16 protein-coding genes and 3 pseudogenes are annotated in these 17,884 nt (G+C 68.3%); 6 read left to right on the forward strand and 13 right to left on the reverse strand.

Translation table 11 applies throughout. From position 1 onward, the window contains the following. Positions 1-49: 49 nt before the first annotated feature. Positions 50-2,068 (forward strand): LssY C-terminal domain-containing protein, encoded by a 2,019-nt coding sequence (locus tag QZM67_RS14615; protein WP_301804180.1) that lies wholly within the window; start codon positions 50-52, stop codon positions 2,066-2,068. A 50-nt stretch (positions 2,069-2,118) separates the two neighbouring features. Here QZM67_RS14615 and QZM67_RS14620 read toward each other — a convergent pair. From QZM67_RS14620 to QZM67_RS14640, 6 genes and pseudogenes are all read right to left on the reverse strand, one after another. Beyond that, positions 2,119-2,283: pseudogene (locus QZM67_RS14620) on the reverse strand (transcriptional regulator); the annotation flags it as partial. Beyond that, entirely contained in the window at positions 2,280-2,789 is a 510-nt protein-coding gene (locus QZM67_RS14625) for a hypothetical protein (RefSeq protein ID WP_175024690.1), read from the reverse strand. The pseudogene QZM67_RS14620 and the gene QZM67_RS14625, both read right to left, overlap by 4 nt. A 12-nt stretch (positions 2,790-2,801) precedes the next feature. Next, positions 2,802-3,476 (reverse strand): M35 family metallo-endopeptidase, encoded by a 675-nt coding sequence (locus QZM67_RS14630; protein WP_301804183.1) that lies wholly within the window; start codon positions 3,474-3,476, stop codon positions 2,802-2,804. A gap of 3 nt (positions 3,477-3,479) precedes the next feature. Next, the gene (locus tag QZM67_RS39940) at positions 3,480-4,007 is read right to left on the reverse strand and encodes a PAAR domain-containing protein (RefSeq protein WP_175024688.1); all 528 of its coding nucleotides are present in this window, start codon (positions 4,005-4,007) and stop codon (positions 3,480-3,482) included. Between the two features lie 373 nt (positions 4,008-4,380). After that, complete coding sequence (locus tag QZM67_RS14635; RefSeq protein WP_301804187.1) at positions 4,381-6,828, reverse strand: alpha/beta hydrolase fold domain-containing protein; 2,448 nt, start codon at positions 6,826-6,828, stop codon at positions 4,381-4,383. Further along, positions 6,815-8,530, reverse strand: coding sequence for a GMC family oxidoreductase (locus QZM67_RS14640; protein ID WP_301804189.1), 1,716 nt, complete (start codon positions 8,528-8,530; stop codon positions 6,815-6,817). The genes QZM67_RS14635 and QZM67_RS14640 overlap by 14 nt, the downstream gene beginning before the upstream one ends. Positions 8,531-8,839: 309 nt before the next feature. Here QZM67_RS14640 and QZM67_RS14645 point away from each other — a divergent pair, with 309 nt between their 5' ends. Beyond that, a complete protein-coding gene (locus QZM67_RS14645) occupies positions 8,840-9,871 on the forward strand; it encodes an AraC family transcriptional regulator (protein ID WP_175024684.1) in 1,032 nt (343 codons plus the stop codon). Between the two features lie 55 nt (positions 9,872-9,926). Further along, a complete protein-coding gene (locus tag QZM67_RS14650; protein ID WP_301804192.1) occupies positions 9,927-10,436 on the forward strand; it encodes a GNAT family N-acetyltransferase in 510 nt (169 codons plus the stop codon). 16 nt (positions 10,437-10,452) lie between these two features. Here the strand turns inward: QZM67_RS14650 and QZM67_RS14655 are convergent. Together QZM67_RS14655 and QZM67_RS14660 are read right to left on the reverse strand one after the other, a co-directional pair. Further along, positions 10,453-10,629: pseudogene (locus tag QZM67_RS14655) on the reverse strand (leucyl aminopeptidase); the annotation flags it as partial. A 146-nt stretch (positions 10,630-10,775) separates the two neighbouring features. Next, on the reverse strand, positions 10,776-11,231 hold the full coding sequence (locus tag QZM67_RS14660) for an Lrp/AsnC family transcriptional regulator (RefSeq protein ID WP_011356102.1): 456 nt from the start codon (positions 11,229-11,231) through the stop codon (positions 10,776-10,778). 117 nt (positions 11,232-11,348) lie between these two features. Here QZM67_RS14660 and QZM67_RS14665 point away from each other — a divergent pair, with 117 nt between their 5' ends. Together QZM67_RS14665 and QZM67_RS14670 are read left to right on the forward strand one after the other, a co-directional pair. After that, positions 11,349-11,894, forward strand: a complete 546-nt coding sequence (locus QZM67_RS14665) for an alpha/beta hydrolase (protein ID WP_301804302.1) — start codon at positions 11,349-11,351, stop codon at positions 11,892-11,894. Between the two features lie 226 nt (positions 11,895-12,120). Next, positions 12,121-13,389, forward strand: a complete 1,269-nt coding sequence (locus QZM67_RS14670) for a YbfB/YjiJ family MFS transporter (RefSeq protein WP_301804196.1) — start codon at positions 12,121-12,123, stop codon at positions 13,387-13,389. A gap of 20 nt (positions 13,390-13,409) precedes the next feature. Here the strand turns inward: QZM67_RS14670 and hpaC are convergent, their stop codons facing one another. After that, positions 13,410-13,955, reverse strand: a complete 546-nt coding sequence (gene hpaC, locus QZM67_RS14675) for a 4-hydroxyphenylacetate 3-monooxygenase, reductase component (protein WP_175024679.1) — start codon at positions 13,953-13,955, stop codon at positions 13,410-13,412. Positions 13,956-14,308: 353 nt separating this feature from the next. On the opposite strand from hpaC, the gene QZM67_RS14680 reads away from it, so the two are divergent. Beyond that, positions 14,309-14,941: a response regulator transcription factor gene (locus QZM67_RS14680; protein WP_043178278.1), complete on the forward strand. Its 633-nt coding sequence runs from the start codon at positions 14,309-14,311 to the stop codon at positions 14,939-14,941. 46 nt (positions 14,942-14,987) lie between these two features. Here the strand turns inward: QZM67_RS14680 and QZM67_RS14685 are convergent, their stop codons facing one another. The 4 genes and pseudogenes from QZM67_RS14685 to QZM67_RS14700 form a co-directional block, all read right to left on the reverse strand. Then, complete coding sequence (locus tag QZM67_RS14685; RefSeq protein ID WP_301804200.1) at positions 14,988-15,731, reverse strand: SDR family NAD(P)-dependent oxidoreductase; 744 nt, start codon at positions 15,729-15,731, stop codon at positions 14,988-14,990. Positions 15,732-15,790: 59 nt separating this feature from the next. Further along, entirely contained in the window at positions 15,791-16,915 is a 1,125-nt protein-coding gene (locus tag QZM67_RS14690) for an amidase (protein WP_301804203.1), read from the reverse strand. 38 nt (positions 16,916-16,953) lie between these two features. Next, positions 16,954-17,475, reverse strand: coding sequence for a nuclear transport factor 2 family protein (locus QZM67_RS14695; protein WP_301804206.1), 522 nt, complete (start codon positions 17,473-17,475; stop codon positions 16,954-16,956). Between the two features lie 8 nt (positions 17,476-17,483). Continuing rightward, positions 17,484-17,861 (reverse strand): annotated as a pseudogene (locus QZM67_RS14700) (hypothetical protein). Positions 17,862-17,884: the final 23 nt, after the last annotated feature.

Raw genomic sequence — 17,884 nt, forward strand, 5'->3', positions numbered from 1 at the left:
TCGCCGGCCCGGTGTTCGCACACCGGGCTACCCCGCCGTGGAGCGTGCGATGAGCGACACGATCCACGCGTGGATCGGCGCGATCGGCGCGCATCCGCTGCTCGTGCTCGCGATCGTGTTCGTGACGGCCTGCGCCGAGGCGATCGCGCTGATCGGCACGGTCGTGCCGGCCGGCGCCGTGATGTTCGCGGCCGGTGCGCTGATCGGCGCGGGCGCGCTCGACGGCTGGACGACCATCGGTGTCGCGGCGGTCGGCGCCGTGGTCGGTGACGGGATCAGCTACGAACTCGGGCGGCACTATCGCGGGGTGATTCGCAATGCGTGGGCACGCTTCGGCTATGCGGCCGCCTATTCGCGCGGCGAGGAGTTCGTGCTGCGTCATGGCATGAAGAGCATCGTGCTCGCGCGCTTTCTTGCGCCGGTGCGCGCGGTCGTGCCGGTCGTCGTCGGCTGCGCGACGCTGCCGCGCCGGTCGTTCTATCCGGTCAATGTCGTCTCGGCGCTCATCTGGGCGCCCGTGCATGTCGCGCCGGGCATCCTGTTCGGGGCGTCGGCCGCGCTGGCCGCGGCGATCAGCGTGCGGGTCGCCGTGATCCTGCTGGTCGTCGCGGCGCTGGTCGCGCTCGTGTGGATCGGCGTGCGCGTGGCGCTGCGGCGCGGCTGGCCGCTGCTGCGCCGCGCGCTCGTCGAAGGTGTGCACGCATGCGCGCGCCGCTGGCCGCGGTTCGGCGCGCGGCTGCACGACGCGATCGCCTACGTGCGCGGGCTGCCGGGCGCGGTGCCCGCGCTCGCGCTGCTGTTCATCGGCTGCGTGTGGCTGTTCGCGGGCCTCGTGCAGGATGTCGTCGCGAACGATCCGCTGATGCACGCGGACATCGCGCTGTATGCGTTCCTGCAGAACCTGCGCACGCCGCCGGTGGACGCGACGATGCGCGCGCTGGCCGTGCTGCACGGGCACGATACGGGGCTGATCGTCGCGGCCGCGTTTCTCGTCTGGCTGATGATCCATCGCTGCTGGCTGACGGCCGCGTGGTGGCTCGTGACGGTCGGCGTTGCCGTCGTGCTCGTGCCGGTATTCGGCGCGGGCGTGCCCGGCGCGACGCCCGCGAGCCTGCCTCCCGGCGCGCTGCACGTGCCGCTGCCCGATGCGGAAGCCGCGTTCGCGATTCTCGCGAGCAGCGGCCTCGGCTGGGTGCTGACGCGCGACCGGCCCGCGCTGTGGCGGATCCCGGTCGTGACGGCGGTGGTGCTGTGGATCGTGCTCGGCGGCTTCGCGCGGCTGTATGTCGGTGACACGTGGCTGTCAGGCCTGCTGGGCGGCTGGAGCCTCGGTCTGGCGTGGTTCGCGCTGCTCGCCGGCGCGTATGCGTACTGGCGCGTGCGCGAGCATGTGCAGCCGAGGGGCGCGCTCATCGCGGTGACCGTGGTGCTCGCGACGGCTGGCGTATGGACGGTTCCCGCGCAATGGCAGCTCGACCGCGCGGCGCGCCCGCATGTCGGCGACGTGGTCGCGATGACGGTCGACCAGTGGCTGCGCGGCGGGTGGCAGCGCGTGCCGGTGCGGCGTACCGAGATCGGCGGCGACCGCGAGGAATATCTGCCGCTGCAATGGAGCGCGACGTCGGACACGCTCGACCGGCATCTCGCGCAGGCCGGCTGGCAGCGCGCGACGCCGTGGTCGCCGGCCACCGCGCTGCGCTGGTTGTTGCCGCAGGCGCCGGCCGACACGCTGCCCGTGCTGCCGCGCTACACGCACGGCGAAAGCACGCGCCGCGTGTTCGTGCGCATCGATCCGGGCCAGCCGGAAAGCCGCCTCGTGCTGCGGTTGTGGCGTTATCCGTACGTGTTGCAGGACGCGCTCGGCATGCGGCCGCTGTGGTACGGCGCGCTGTATCGCGAGACGCTGCACCGGCCAGCGCGGCTGATGACGATCGTGCGCACGACGACGATCGACGATGCGGCGACGATTGCGAAAGCGCTGGCGGTCGAGCCGACGATCGAGCATCCGCCGGCGGGGATGACGGCCGCGCCGGCGGAGATGCTGCTGGTGTGGATGGTTCGGCCGTGAGGGGGCGTTCAGGTTCGCGCAGGAGCCGAGAGGGTAAGGGTACGGTTGCCTGCCTCGGCGATCGCTTGCAGAGCGTGGAGGGCGGCCGCGTGACTGTCGGGATCGTCAAGCGATTCTGTCGCAATTTTCCAATACGAAGCTAAAAGTTCGGGGTCGGCGCGTAGTTCGGCGACTTCCGCGTCGTGATGCGATACAGCGTCTTTGGACGGGCTCATGGTTGCTCCGTTGAGGGGTTGGGTCGGACGTCACCTTGACGTAGGGCTCTGGATGTCGGCGTCACGCGCGGATCGCTACACAGGCGCTCGCATCCCCCATCGCATATCGGGACCAGCGTCACGGCAATCTGATTGAGAGAAGGCCGGCCGTCGTTGTCGATGTCGGGATACTTGATGGTCCTGGTATCTACCCAGATGTTCTGTTCGCTGATGCCCAACTGGATCAGGTAGGCTTTCAGCGCAACAGCGCGTCGGTAGGCGAGGTCTGACGGATTTCGTTCCCGCACGTAACCACCCGCATAGACGATTCCGCGGATGTCGACGTTCGGCCAGTTACGGGCCTCCAGAACCATCTCGGCGATTCTCACCCGAGCTTTGTTGGGGATGTCGGTAGCGTTCAGCGGCAACGTATCTGCCATGTCCGTCGAAATCGTGCAGGCGTATGCGAGCGGTGTTGAGGCGAATATTGAAAGCGCGAGCAGGTTTGCAAGGAGAAAGTGTCGCATCACGCGCGTTCCTTATTCGTCGAAGCCGACGTAGCAAGCCAGGCTGTCCGCGTTGCGAATTGCTTTATCGGGATTGGATTGCGCCCAGAAGGTCAAACCGATCGACACGCCATACATCTCGTCGTTGGAGTCGAACACGTCGGTAAAATGGGTGCATTCGTGGATCAGCGTCAACAGCTGGCATCCGCGCCAGCGCTGCGCTGGAGGCGACGTGCAGAAGTGCGAATAGATCGCGATGATACGCCTTTCAGAATCAGGTTTGCATACCGCGGCATCGGTGTGCCCGTTGTCCGGGAAAACCGTGCACGTGATGTTTCGTTGCTTCTGCTGATCCCACCGGATGACGTTTTCAGGCTTGAGCGATTGCATGACGTCCAGCAGCCTTGGCATTCCGAGTCGAAGTGTAGTGCGTGTCGTGTCGTCACCGCGGCCGAACCACTTCCGCACGCGCATCTGTTCGGCTTCGTCCCATCTTGTCAGGCCTACAATGCGATCCTGAATCAATGGAACAGCCATGTTGCGAAGTCTGACGATCGATGCCCGAAATGCCTTGTTCGTCATGTCCTGGCATATTGGAGTCAGGTCCAGCTCGATATCCCTGACTGAGCCCGCTGTCGTGTTTGTGAAAACCGTGCCGACCGATTCCCATCCGTCGTCGTCAGGCGAATCCGTGTGGTTCTTGCACATTCGTTATTTCCCCCGATATATTTGGATATCGATTGCATCGCGACAGGATGTCTCGAATCGACGTGTCCGCCCGTTTCCGTCGGTTCGTCCTTCGACAAGCCGACCTGATGAATCCGTGATTCGGTATCGGAGATCTGTGAGAGGCCATCCTGAAGATCGATCGATCAACCGGATCTGCTCGTCGTGAATCGCCGGTGTCGGCGTTGTGGAGCGTAGGTGCTGGGCACTCGATTCAGCCGGGTGTGTGCTTCCCGACGACTCCAGAAATATCCCGGGGTTATTGCCCACGATGACGCGATTTTCCCTGCATGGGCAACCTACCCAGTCACCATCAACGACCACGTTTCGACCGTTTTCGGACAGCCCCTCTCCGGATCCGATAATGTCGAAGGTACCGTCGCAATTCCCGCATGTCGCTTTGTCCCCACTCAATGCGACTCGCCTTTCGTCGTCGTAGATCGTCGAAGAGATCGCGATGACGAAGCCTCGTGTCGTCGTCGGATCGCTATCGCGGATAGCTGCTTTAGTCATTGACGTTCCCCTGCTTCTCGGTGCCTTTTTCCATGACGCTGACGCGGGGCAGGGTTGTCGGGGATCGATGGCAGCGAGCGTCAACTTGCCCTGAGTCAAACAGCAGCGAAGAATAGCTTTTCCTGGACATTCCGTAGTCGACCTAATCCATTTGGGATGCTGATGATAAGTCGGATGGATCGTGGAATGTCGTGTTATCGAGATGAGGGAAGGGTGGATCGTTGCAGAGTGTCAAAGTGGTAAAAGAGACATGGGTGACATGCAGTCGGCTCCGCTTCGGTGCGATTCTGATCGAGATGAAACAGGGTTCGCGAATCGACCAAGGCAGATGTATCTGTCTGGACCCCGGTCGTTCGTCATGCTTGATTCTTGTTTATCTCACCGCCACCCGCTCCGCCGCAAACCCCGCCAGCGTCCGCAACGCATCCCGCGCCGACCGCAGGTAAAACGCCTGCAGATGAAACACATGCCAGCGCGCCGCATGAATCTCCAGCTTGCACGGCACGCCACAGGCCTGCGCATGACGGGCCAGCCGCTGCGCATCCGACAGCAGCACCTCCTGATCGCCGGCCTGGACGAGCATCGGCGGCAAACCGCGCAGGTCGGTGTCGAGCGGGCCGCGGGCGGCCACCGAACCGGCGCCGTGATACCAGCGCAGCCCCTGCTCGAGCCAGCCGCGACGGATCATCGGATCGTCGCCGCGGCGCGAAGCCAGCGTCGCGCCCCCGAGCGCGGGATCGGTCACGGGCGAGATCAGCAGCAGCGCGGCGGCGGCCGGCTCGCCGCGCTCGCGCAGCGCGATGGCCAGTGCCAGCGTCAGCGCGCCGCCGGCCGAATCGCCCGCGATCACGATCCGGTGCGGCGCATGGCCTTGCGCGCGCATCGCGTCATAGACGGCCAGCGCATCGTCGAGCGCGGCCGGGCTCGGATGCTCGGGGGCCAGCCGGTAGTCGGGCACCCACACCGGCAGGCCGGCATCGTTCGCGAGCCGCGTCGTCACGCCGCGATGCGTATGCGGCCCGCCGAGACAGAAGGCGCCGCCGTGAAGATAGAGGATCGCGCCGCCCGTGTCGCCGCGCTTCGGCGCAACGACTTCGACCGGCACGTGATGCGCAGACGTACGGTAGCGCAGCGTGCCGCCCGTGCCCGGCATCAGCGGCGACAGCAGCGCGACGACGCGGCGCTGCATGCGCGCGCCGAACGGCGGCCCGATCAGCGGCCGGAACGCGACGCGCAGGAAGCTGCGCAACGACGCGGCGGCGAGTGCCTCCAGCCGGCCGGCGGGCGGCGCGACCATGACGGCGCGCGTCGGTGCGACCGATTCGGGCAACGGATGCGTGAAGCGGTAGGCTGACATCCCGGTGAAGCGGGTGATCCACCGGTAGGTCAGCGTGAAGCCCGGCCAGTTCGTGCTGTTGTGTCCCGACGCATCGACGTACCAGCTCTTGCAGCTGTTCCACACCGATCCTTCGAGCCGCTGCTGCACATGCACGTTGAAGCGCCGGTAGCGGCGCGCGTCGACGTCGATTTCGCATGCGCCGTCGCGCTGCATCGTGCGCAGGCAGCGCATCACGTGCGCGATCTGGCTTTCGAGCATGTAGACGATCGAGTTGTGGCCGAGGTTGGTGTTCGGGCCGTACAGCATGAAGAAGTTCGGAAAACCGGGCACGGTGAGCCCGAGATACGCCTGCGCGCCGCGCCGCCATGCGTCGTTCAGGTCGAGCCCGTCGCGGCCCGTGATGCGCATCGGCGACAGGAACTCGGTCGCCGCGAACCCCGTGCCGTAGACGATCGCATCGACCGGATGATGCACGCCGTCGGCGGTCTCGATGCCGTCCGCCGTGACGCGCCGGATCCGCTGCGTGACGAGCTCGACGTTGTCGCGGCTCATCGCGGCCAGGTAGTCGCTCGACAGCAGGATGCGCTTGCAGCCGATCGGGTAGTCGGGCGTGAGCCGCGCACGCAGCGCCGGGTCCGGCACGTCGCGCGCGAGCAGCTTGTGGAACGGCCGGCCGACCGCGACCTTCATGATCTTGTGCAGGCGCGTGAACGCGATCGCACGCGATTCGTAGCGCAGGTAGATCGACGCGCGATGCAGCTTCATCGCCCACGGCAGCCGGCGAAACAGCGCCTTTTCCCACGGGCGGTACGCGCGGTCGGGGCGCGGCATCACGTAGGCCGGCGAACGCTGGAACACGACCAGGCGCTGCACGTCGCCGGCGATCGCGGGGACGAACTGGATCGCCGACGCGCCGGTGCCGACCACCGCGACGCGCTTGCCGGCGAGCGAATAGTCGTGATCCCAGTGCGCAGAGTGGAAGGCGCGGCCGCGGAATGTGTCGATGCCGGGCAGGTCGGGCATGGCGGGGCGGCTCAATTGGCCGGTGCCGCTGACCAGCACGGTGGCGCTCAGCGTCGTGCCGTCGGCGAGTGTGACGCGCCACAGCGCGGCGGCTTCGTCGTAGCGTGCTTGCTGGACTTCGGCGCCGCAGCGCAGGTAGCGCGCGAGGCCGTACTTGCGCGCGCAATGCTGCAGGTATGCATGGATTTCGGGCTGCGGCGCGAACACGCGCGACCACGCCGGATTGGGTTCGAACGAGAACGAGTACAGGTGCGAAGGCACGTCGCAGGCGGCGCCCGGGTAGCTGTTGTCGCGCCACACGCCGCCGACGTCGTGCGAGCGTTCGACAATCACGAAATCGTGGATGCCGGCGCGTTGTAGCGCGACTGCCATGCCGATGCCGGCGAAGCCGGCGCCGATGATGATCGCCGCGAGCGGTGCGGCGGGTTCGGTCAGACGGGTTGCGTCACGCGACGACATGGTGGGTTTCCTCAGGCTGGACGGCATCGTGCGCGCCGCGCGATGCTGGAACGGGGTCAGGATTCGTCGTTGTGCTGACGGTTTCGCCCTGCGGCCGCGCGGGCGTGCGGCACGTGCCGCGAATCAGGTCGACGGCCTTCTCGGCGATCATGATCGTCGGTGCGTTGGTGTTGCCGCCGATGAGCGTCGGCATGATCGATGCATCGACGATCCGCAGCCCCTGCAGGCCACGCACGCGCAGTTGCGGATCGACGACGGCGAGCGCGTCGCGCCCCATCCGGCACGTGCCGACCGGGTGATACACGGTGTCGGTGCGCCGCCGCAGCACGTCGCGGATTTCATCGTCGGTGTGGACGTTCGCGGTGAACAGGTCCTGCGTGGTCCAGCCGGCAAGCGCCGGCGCTTCCATCAGCCGGCGCGTGAGGCGGAAGCCCGCGACCATGTCGTCGAGGTCGCGCGGATCGTCGAAGAACGCGGGGTCGATGCGCGGCGCCGCGAGCGGATCGGTGCCGTTGAGCGTGACCGAGCCGCGGCTGCGCGGCCGCAGCAGGCACACGTGGCATGACAGCCCGTGGCCGGCGTGCAGCTTGCGCGCGTGATCGTCGACGAGCGCGACGACGAAGTGCAGCTGGATGTCCGGTGCATCGAGCTCGGCGCGGGTCTTCAGGAAGCCGCCGCCTTCCGCGAAATTCGACGTCAGCATCCCGCGCCGTTCGCGGCGAAAACGCGCAAGCTCGCGCAGCATGCGCAGGCCGCCGCGCGCGGACACGCCCATCGTGTCGACGCTGCGGGTGCGATAGCCGAAGATGAAATCCGGATGATCCTGCAGGTTGCGGCCGACGCCGGGCAGGTCGGCGTGCACGGCGATGCCGTGCTGCTGGAGTTCGCGGCCCGGGCCGACGCCCGACAGCATCAGCAACTGCGGCGTCTGCAGCGCGCCGGCCGCGAGCACGACTTCCCGCCGTGCGCGCAGCGTGCGGACCTCGCCATGCTGCCGCACTTCGACGCCGATCGCGCGCGTGCCGTCGAACAGGATGCGCAGGACCTGCGCGTGCGTCTCGACCGTCAGGTTGTCGCGGCGGCCGACGTGCGGCAGCAGGTACGCGCGCGCCGCGCTCCACCGTTCGCCGTGCTTCTGCGTGACCTGGTAGATACCGATGCCTTCCTGCTGCGCGCCGTTGAAATCGTCGGTGAGCGGCAGGCCGGCCTGCTGCGCGGCTTCCAGGTAGCGCGCATGGAACGGGTTGCCGGTGCGCAGGTCGCTCACCCACAGCGGGCCGTCGCGGCCGTGCCACGCATCGTCGAAGCGCTCGTTGTGCTCGCTCAGGCGGAAGTACGGCAGCACGTCGTCGTAGCCCCAGCCTTCGTTGCCGAGCGCGGCCCAGCCGTCGTAGTCGACGCGATGGCCGCGGACATAGACCATCGCGTTGATGCCTGACGAACCGCCGAGCATCTTGCCGCGCGGCTGATAGCCGATGCGCCCGCCGAGGCCCGGCTGCGGCACCGTGTCGAAGGCCCAGTTGTTGATGCGGGTCGGCATCATCGCGACCGCGCCGGTCGGCACGTTGACGAGCGTGCCGTCGCCGCGGCCGCCGGCCTCGAGCACGCAGACGGTCACGGCCGGGTCTTCGGTCAGCCGCCCGGCGACGACGCAGCCGCCCGAACCGCCGCCGACGACGATGTAGTCGAAAGTCTTGCTCATGGATTCGTTCTCCGAGGGTCGATGGATCAGGCGGGGCTCGGCGGCGCGCACCGGCGGGCGGGGTGCGGCGGGCGAATCGCGAGCGGCGGGGCGGGATCGCGGGCGAACGCGGCGCGCCGGCGTGCGAAGCGGGCTGCGGGATCGGTCGGGCGACGTTGTCGCATGGTGTCTCCTCCGGAGGGCGATGGGGTCGTTCGGATGACGACTGGATGACGCCGATGGTGCTGGCCGCATGGGAAAACACCAATGCTGCTTCGGGACAATTGTTTTAGTATTTGGGCCAAATTGGCGCTTCGAGGGTTTCTCCGCATGAGCTTCTGGGATTTCACCCGGAGTCCGGCCAGCGCCCGGCTGCTGGTCGATTTCGGCGACGAACGCGGTGTGCCGCACACGACGCTGCTGGCCGGCACCGGGCTCGCGGACGCGCAGCTCGACGATCCGAAGGTCGAGGTGACGGCCGCGCAGGAGCTGCGGCTGACCGGCAACCTGCTGCGCGCGCTCGGGCGCGCGCAGGGCCTCGGCTTCGAGGTGGGCCAGCGCTACCATTTCTCCGCCTACGGCGTGTGGGGCTACGGGCTGATCGCCAGCGCGAGCGCGCGCGACGCGCTCGCGCTGGCGATGCGCTTCCTGCCGCTCACCTATGCGTTCACCGTCATCACGTACCGTGAGGAAGACGGGACGTGCGTGCTCAGTTTCGGCGCGCCGGAACTCGATGGCGCACTGAGCCGGTTCCTCGTCGAGCGCGACATGGCGGCCGCGGCCGTGCTGCTGCAGGAAATCGGCGGCGACGCTTTCGCGTTGTCGCGCTTCACGGTGCAGGCGACGCGTGTACCGTCCGCGCCGGTGCCGCGCATCGCTGGCGTCGAACCCGCTTTCTCGGCGCGCGCGAACAGTCTCGCCTTCGACCGCGTGTTTCTCGACCGGTTGCTGCCGCATGCGAATCCGCTGACGGTGTCGATGTGCGAGCAGATGTGCGGCCAGCTGCTCGACGCGCGACGCGCGCGGGTGGGCACGGCGGAGATGGTGCGCCAGTACCTGACCGCGACACCCGGCTCCGCGCCGTTCTCGCTCGAGGACATGGCACGGCTGATGAACACGAGCCCGCGCACGCTCAAGCGCCGGCTGCAGGAGGAGGGCACGACGTTCCGGGCGCTGCTCGCGCAGGCGCGCGGCGCGATGGCCGAGACGCTGCTCGGCGACGCGCGCCTGTCGCTCGCGGAGGTGGCCGAGCGGCTCGGCTTCAGCGACCTGTCGAGTTTCTCGCAGGCATTCAAGCGCTGGTACGGCGTGCCGCCGGGCGCGTATCGCAGCGCGGCGCAACGGGACAGCGGCCGTCCGTGAATCACGGTACGATCGCTGGCGTTCCTGCCGACATTCCAATCACGAGAGACACCGCATGATCACGATTCGCCCGATGACCGACGACGATTTCCCGCGCTTCTGGCCGACCTACCGTGCCATCGTCGCTGCTCAGGAAACCTATGCATTCGATCCGGCGTCGACACCCGAGGCGGCGCGCGCGCTGTGGCTCGACGCGCCGCTCTGCACGTGGATCGCCGAAGAGGACGGCGTGGTTCTTGGCTCGTACTACCTGAAGGCGAATGCGGCCGGCCCCGGCAACCACGTGTGCAATTGCGGCTACATGGTGAGCGAGGCCGCGCGGGGCCGTGGCGTGGCGCGCCTGATGTGCGAGCACTCGCAGCAGGTCGCGCGCGAGCGCGGCTTCCTCGCGATGCAGTTCAATTCGGTGGTGTCGACGAACGAGGTGGCGGTCGCGTTGTGGCGGAAGCTGGGATTCGACATTGTCGGCCGTCTGCCGCGTGCGTATCGTCACGCGCGGCTCGGCTTCGTCGACTGCCTCGTGATGTACAAGTGGCTCGGCGACACGGCGGCCGCCGACGCCTGAGCACGCCGCGGCTTCGTCAGACGGTGAACCCGCCGTCGAACACGATCCGCTCGTCGAGCGCGAGCGTGCCGCGCGCGAAGATCAGGTCGAGGTGGTGGCTACCGTTTTCGCCGCCGCCCAGCCCGAGGTGCAGGCCCGGATGACGTTCCTCGAACCCCGCGTTGCGGCCGTACAGCCCGCGAATCGGAATCGACGCATTGCATGCGGCGATTTTTCATTGGGAATTCAATCGCCGAGATCGTCGCGAGCGGTGTCGTTCGCGGCGAGCAAGCGTGCCTGCGCGCGAACGCGTCGCCGGTCATCGGCGGCGCGTTAGCGGCCCGAGGCCCGCTGCCCGCGTCAACCGAGCAGCGCCTTGCCGAGTGGCTTGGCCGGCTCGGACCGCAGCACCAGCGACGTCGTGACCGCGCCGAAGCGGGCAATCGCATCGATGATGGTTTCCAGTTGTCCCGGTGTCGGCACCAGGACCTTCAGCAGGAAGCAATCCTCACCGGTCATCCGGTGGACCTCGATCACGTGCGGCATCTCGGCGAATGCGCGTAGCGCAGGCTTGATGTGTTCGTGCGTCGTCTTCAACCGGATGATGGCCATCATCCCCAACCCCAGCGCGGCCGGATCGATTCGTGCGCCGTAGCCCGCGATGATGCCGCGCTCTTCCAGGCGCTTGACGCGCTCCGACGTGGCCGGCTGCGACAGCCCGATGCGCCGGCCCACTTCGGACAGCGGCATCCGCGCATTTTCCTGTAGCGCCTCGAGGATCGAAAGATCCAGGCGATCGAGCTCTCCGTTCGACATGTCCGCGTTCCCGCTCCGTTGATTCATCGGCATATTGTCTCAATATCCGATGATTTGCCATTCCCGGCCGGTATCCGGCAGGCCAGACTGCGAGCTCGCTTATTCATGGAGACGGAGATGGACCAGACGATCGTGATCGTGCCGGGGATCGGCAACTCGGGACCGGATCATTGGCAGAGCCACTGGGAGGCTGCACTTCCGGGCGCCATCCGCATGGCGCCTGCGTCATGGGATGCGCCCGACCTGCGTGACTGGATGGCGGCGCTCGATGAAGCCGTTGCGCAAGCCGCGACGCCGCCGGTGTTGATCTGTCATTCGCTGGGTTGCCTGCTGTTCGCGCACTGGCGTGCGGCGTCGGCGCGCGTCGCGCGCGGCGCATGGCTCGTTGCGGTGCCCGATCCGGGCGGCCCGCGTTTTCCGGCCGCGGCCAACGCATTTGCGAATGTGCCGGATGGCGATTTCGGTGACGTGCCGGTGCTGGCGATCGCCAGTTCGGATGATGGGTACGACCCGTCCGGGCGCGGCATTGCGTGGGCAAGCGAGCGTGGTGCGACGCCGTTGCAGCTCGGCCCGCGTGGCCATCTGAATACGGAGGCGGGATTGGCGGAATGGCCCGAGGGACGTGCGTTGTTCACCGCCTTCATGACGGGATTGCGGGGGTAGCGCGGGCAGGTGGCCGACGTGCTCCCGCGATGGTTGGCAGCGGGCGAGGCATGGACGATCCGGCTGCTGCGGCCGGGTTCCGGTTGCCAGCGCATGCTCGCCTGCGACGGCTCAAGTATGATCGTTCGACAGAATCGGAAGCCTCGACAGTCGGGATTGCCGCGTACGGAACACAGGTTCCGCCGTCACGACTTGCCGCGGCTTCGAACGACCAAGGAGACACGCGATGCGCGCAGCGCCGCAACCGGAGCATGCCGGCCCGTCGCGGCCGGACCCCGGCGCGACCAGCACCTATCCCGACCGTGACCCCGATCGCATGGCCGCGTGGCGGCTCGCGATCGGCCTGTCGCTCGGTAGCGCGATCGCGCTCGGCCTCGCGCGCTTTTCGTACGCGCTGCTGCTGCCGCCGATGAAGGCCGATCTCGGCTGGACATTCGCGCAGGCCGGCGCGCTGAACACCGCGAACGCGGCCGGCTACCTGGTCGGTGCACTCGCGTTTCCGTTGCTGTCGCGGCGCTGGCGAGCACGCTCGCTGCTGGCGGCCGGATGCGTGCTGACCGCGTTGCTGATGGCCGCGTGCGGAGTCACCTCCGGCATGCACGCGCTGCTCGTGCAGCGGCTCGCGACCGGCGTCGGCAGCGCACTGATCTTCATCAGCGGCGGCGTGCTGGCCGCGCGGCTCGCGTCGGCGTCGCCGCGCGATGCGGGGCTGCTGCTCGGGCTCTACTACGGCGGCACGGGATGGGGCATCGTCGCATCGTCACTGCTCGTGCCGGCCACGCTGACGCAGGGTGTCCATGGCTGGCAGCCCGCGTGGTTCGCGCTCGCGTGCGCGTGCGTGCTGTTCTCGGCAGTGGCCGTGTCGGCCGCGCGCTGCATCGAGCGCGTGCATGCGGCACCGACCGCACCGCGCGACGGCGCGGTGCCGGCCGCGACCGCGAGCCCCGTGCGCTTCGCACTCGCGCTGGCCGGCTACGGCCTGTTCGGCGTGGGCTACATCGGCTACATGACGTTCATCGTCGCGCTGCTGCGCGGCGCGGGGATGAGCGGCACGGTGGTCGCCGCGTTCTACGTGATGCTCGGCGTCGCGACCGTCGTGTCGGCGCGGCTGTGGTCGGGGCTGCTCGACCGGATGCGCGGCGGCCAGGCGCTCGCGGTGCTCAACGCGCTGCTCGGCATCGCGACGCTGATGCCGGCGGTATTCGTGCATCCGGTGGCCGCATTTGCGTCGGGCGTGCTGTTCGGCGCGACGTTCCTGTCGGCCGTCGCGTCGACGACGGCCTTCGTGCGCCACAACCTGCCGCCCGACGGCTGGGCGAAAGGGATCAGCGCGTTCACGACGGTCTTTGCGTTCGGGCAGATCGCCGGGCCGGTCGCGATCGGCTGGGTGTCGGACAGCGCGGGGCTCGCGCGCGGGCTCGTGTATTCGGCGCTGACGCTGTTCGCGGGCGCCGCGCTTGCGGCCGGGCAGCGCGCGTTGCGGGCCGCCGCGTAGTCACGCGCGGCACGCGCCATTCACCGCACGCAGGCCGTGCGCGACACGCGATGAAACGCACGGCTGAAGTAGATCAGGCTGTCGCCGTCGTCGCGTACGCGGATCGACGTCGCCTCGATGAACATCACCGAATGCGAGCCGACTTCCTTCATGTCGGCGATCGTGCCCTGCAGGCTCGCGAGCGCGTCGCGCAGCACGGGCACGTCCTGCTCGCCGCGATCCCACACCGGCAGATCGAAGCGCCGTTCCATCGACAGGTCGGTGAGCCCCGCGAAATGCCGCGCAAGTTGCTCGTGTTCGGCTGGCAGCACGTTGATGCAGACATGGCGGTTGCGTTCGAACGTTGCACGCATCGCGCTCGACCGGTTGAGGCACACGAGCAGTGTCGGCGGCGTGTCGGTGACGGAGCACACGGCGCTCGCGGTGATCCCGCAGCGGCCGTGCGGCCCGGCGGTGGTGATCACGTTGACGGCCGCGCCGAGGTGGGCCATTGCCTGGCGGAAGGCCTTCTGCGCGTCGGTCGGTTCGACGCGGGCCGGTCGCTGGATATCGGTCGTGGAAGGCATGGGCGCTCCTGAGTGGACGAAAGCGGCGGTCGTGCGGCGCTGCCGGTGCAGCGCCGGATCGCCGACGATGATCCAAGCGTACGTCGCGAAAATGCCGGCGACCATTCGCACGATTGACGATGGAGATGGCGTTCTCGCCAACGCGTCTAAAGGTTCTACCTAGATGCGCGGCGCGGCGTGCGAAAAAAATCGAGATTGCACGTCCGTGCGGCCCGTGAAGGGGTTTTCAGCGGGTTTTCGGCTCGTTATGATGTGCCGCACACCCCCAGCGAACGACGCGCGCGACGAGCCGGCAACCGGCCCCGTATGCGGCGCGTGCGATACCCATACCGATATTCAGTGAGACACCCGCGATGACGTCACCCGCACCGATCGTATACATCGTCGACGACGACAACGGCATGCGGACGTCGCTCGCGTGGCTGCTCGAATCGGTCGGCATCGCGTCCGAAGGGTTCGCGAACGCCACCGATTTTCTCGCGCGCTTCGACGTGAACCTGCCGGCGTGCCTGGTGCTCGACGTCCGGATGCCGGAGAAGAGCGGCTTCGACGTGCAGGCGGAACTGAACGCGCGCGGCGCGACACTGCCGGTGATCTTCGTCAGCGGACACGGCGATATTCCGATGTCCGTGCGTGCGCTCCAGAACGGCGCGATCGATTTCGTCGAGAAGCCGTACAACTCGCAGCAGATGCTCGAGCGCGTGCAACGCGCGCTGCGGCTCGCGCAGCAGCGGCATGCGGTCAGCCAGCGTCACCGCGAGCTGCGCCAGCGGCTCGATGCGCTGACCGCGCGCGAGAAGGAAGTGCTGCGCGGCGTGGTGGACGGCAAGGGCAGCAAGCAGATCGCGTCGGATCTGTCGATCAGCGTGAAGACCGTCGACGTGCATCGCGCGAGCATCAAGGAGAAGCTCGGCGCGACGTCGATCGCCGCGCTCGTGCGCGACGTGATGGTCGTGTGGGGCGACGACGGCGAGTCGTCGCGATAGGGCCTCGCCGGCGCTTCGGCGAAGCGCTGCACGCAGCGCTCGACGCTCAGCGCATGTACAACCCGCCGTTGATGTCCCAGCACGCGCCGTTCGCGAAATGCGCGTCGCCCGACGCGAGCAGCACGGCGGCATCCGCAACGAAACCGGCCGAGCCGAGCTTGCCGCCCGGCAGGCTCGCGAGCACCTGGCGCAGCTTCTCCGGCGCGACGCTTTCATAGACGATCGGCAGATCGAGCGGGCCCGGCGAGATCGCGTTGACGGTCACGCCTTGCGCGGCGAGGTCGCGCGCGAACACCTTGGTCAGCGTCAGCGTGCCGCCTTTCGCGGCCGCGTAGTGCGCGCCCGTTGCAGAGCCGCCGTTCTGCCCGGCGAGCGACGCGATGTTGACGATACGGCCCGCGCCGCGTGTCGCGAAGAACTGGCCGAACACCTGACAGCCGAACAGCACGCTGCGCAGGTTCACGTCGATCACCTGGTCGAACTGCTCGGCCGTGATCTCCATCGCGGGCACGACCTTCGATGCGCCCGCGTTGTTCACGAGCACGTCGACCGTGCCCCAGCGCGCGACGAGCGCATCGCGCGCGGCTTCGAAATCGCGTTTCGACGTGACGTCGAGCGGTAGCGCGATCGTACGTTCGCCGCTCGGGTCGAGTTCGCGCGCATGCGCCTGAATGGCGTCGGCGGCGATATCGGCCAGCGCGACGCGGTAGCCGGCCGCATGAAAGCGTTCGGCGATGACGGCGCCGAGCCCGCGCGCGGCGCCGGTGACGAGGACGACTCGGTCTGACATGGTGCGTATTTTCCTGGTTCGCGGGCGCATGCAGCGTGCCGCCGCGCCCGCATCGTGATTCATGCGGCGAGTGCCGCTTCGAAGTGTGCCGCGATTGCGCAGACCTGCTCGTCCGCGCCCTTGCGTCCGACGATCTGCAGGCCGGCCTTCAGCGGCGAACCGGCCAGCGGCAGCGGCAGGCTGAGCGCCGGATGGCCGCTCAGGTTGAACGGCCGGATCAGCGACGACATCGCGATCACCGATACGCCGTCGCGCGCCTGCTGCAGCGTGATCGGCAGCGCGGGCAGCGTCGGCAGCACGAGCACGTCCGCGTGTTCGAGCGCGGCGTCGACCTGCGCGGTGAAGCGCGCGCGGACGGCTTCGGCTTCCGCGAGGGCGGCAGGTGTCGTCGTGGCGGCCGTGCGCAAGCGCGCATCGAGATCGGCGCCGAGCTGGCCGGTCGCGACCAGATGGCCGAACGCGCGCGACGTTTCCGCGTTGATCACGGTGAGCCCCGCCGCGAATGACGCGGGCATTTCGTCGAGCACGACCGCGTGCGAACGCAGGCCCGACGTGCGCACCGCCGCGTCGAGCGCGGCGGCGATCGCCGGATCGGCGTCGACCGTGATGTGCGCGACCGTGCAACCCGCGGCAGAGGCCGCCGCTTGCGCGCGATCGAAGCCCGGCGCGATCGCGGCCATCACCGCGACCAGCGTGCGGATCTCGCGGGCGAACGGCCCGACGCAATCGAGCGTGGTGACGGCCGGGGCGACGCCGCGCCGCGACACGCGGCCGAACGTCGGCTTCAGCCCGGCCACGCCGCAGCAGGCGGCCGGCCCGCGGATCGAGCCGCCCGTATCGGTGCCGAGCGCCGCATCGACCGTGCCGAGCCCGACGAGCGATGCGGAACCGCTCGACGAGCCGCCCGGAATGCGCGTCGCGTCCTGCGGATTGACGGGCGTGCCCGTGTAGTCGTTGATGCCGGTCATGCCGAACGCGAGCTCATGCATGTTCGCCTTGCCGGCGATCTGCCAGCCTGCGTCGAGCAGCAGGCGGACGACGTCCGCGTGTTGCTCCGCCGGCGGTGCATCGGCGAGCGCGCGGCTCGCCGCGCGGGTCGGATGGCCTGCGATGTCGATCGTGTCCTTGATCGCGATCGTGGGGCCGGGGCCGCCGAGCGTAAAGGTGTCGATGAAGCCTGTCATGGTCGGTATCGTGAGCAAGCGTTGGAAAGCATCGGGAATCAGGACCGCGGCGCGGCAGCGAGCGGCCACGGGCCGTCGAGCACGCGTTCGGTGCGGAAGCGGTGGATCAGCCAGGTCGAACCGTCGCCAGCTGGCGCGAAATCGACGGTCAGCCGCGCGGCGATCAGCTCCGCCGTGCCGTCGGCATAGCGCGACGCCTGCAGCATGATCCAGCGGCCGCGCGCGCTCGCGTTGCCGGCGCCGATCTCGATCGACTCCGAGGTCAGGAAATGCAGGTTGGCCGAGAAATGCGGATCGGGCGGCAGGTAGCGGCCCAGCATCGCGATGATCGCGGCCGTGCCTTCGAGGCGGCCGAACTTGTGCGCGTACTGCGGGCCGATGCCTTCCCACACGGCATCGGCGGTGAACAGCTCGGCGAGCGACGGGCCGTCGCCGGCATCCTCGGGCACGTCGCACAGCGCCATGTAGCGCGTGATCGTTGCACGCACCGCGCGCTCGGCGTCGAGCGCTGCCAGGCGCTGTGCGAGCGCATCGATCAGGCCGGGAGACAGGTCGGTCATCGCGCGCCTCATGCGGCGGGCTTCGCGGCCGGCGGCACCGTCAGCGCGCGGCCGACGCGCGCTTCGATCTTGCCGTAGCGCCACAAGTTGTATTCGCCGACCGGCGTCGTGCGGTACAGGTTGCACACGGCGACCGTCGTGTCGAAGTCGGCGACGTCGGCCATGATGTAGAAGGTCTACGGCGCGCCGTCGGCCTGGCCGACCACGAGGCGGTCGTCGTCCATCACGCCGAGCACGCGCACGCCGGGCATCGCTTCGACGGCCGCGAGCATCGCGCCGTATGCCTGCCACACTTCACCGATCTTCTCGCGCGGCAGGTCGAAGAAGTTTTGCGACACGCCGCAGCAGAACAGGACGCGCAGCGGCAGCGGATTCGAATCGGACATGTGAGGTTCTCCAGAGGAATCGA

Source organism: Burkholderia sp. AU45251 (assembly GCF_030482905.1).
Lineage (GTDB): Bacteria > Pseudomonadota > Gammaproteobacteria > Burkholderiales > Burkholderiaceae > Burkholderia > Burkholderia aenigmatica.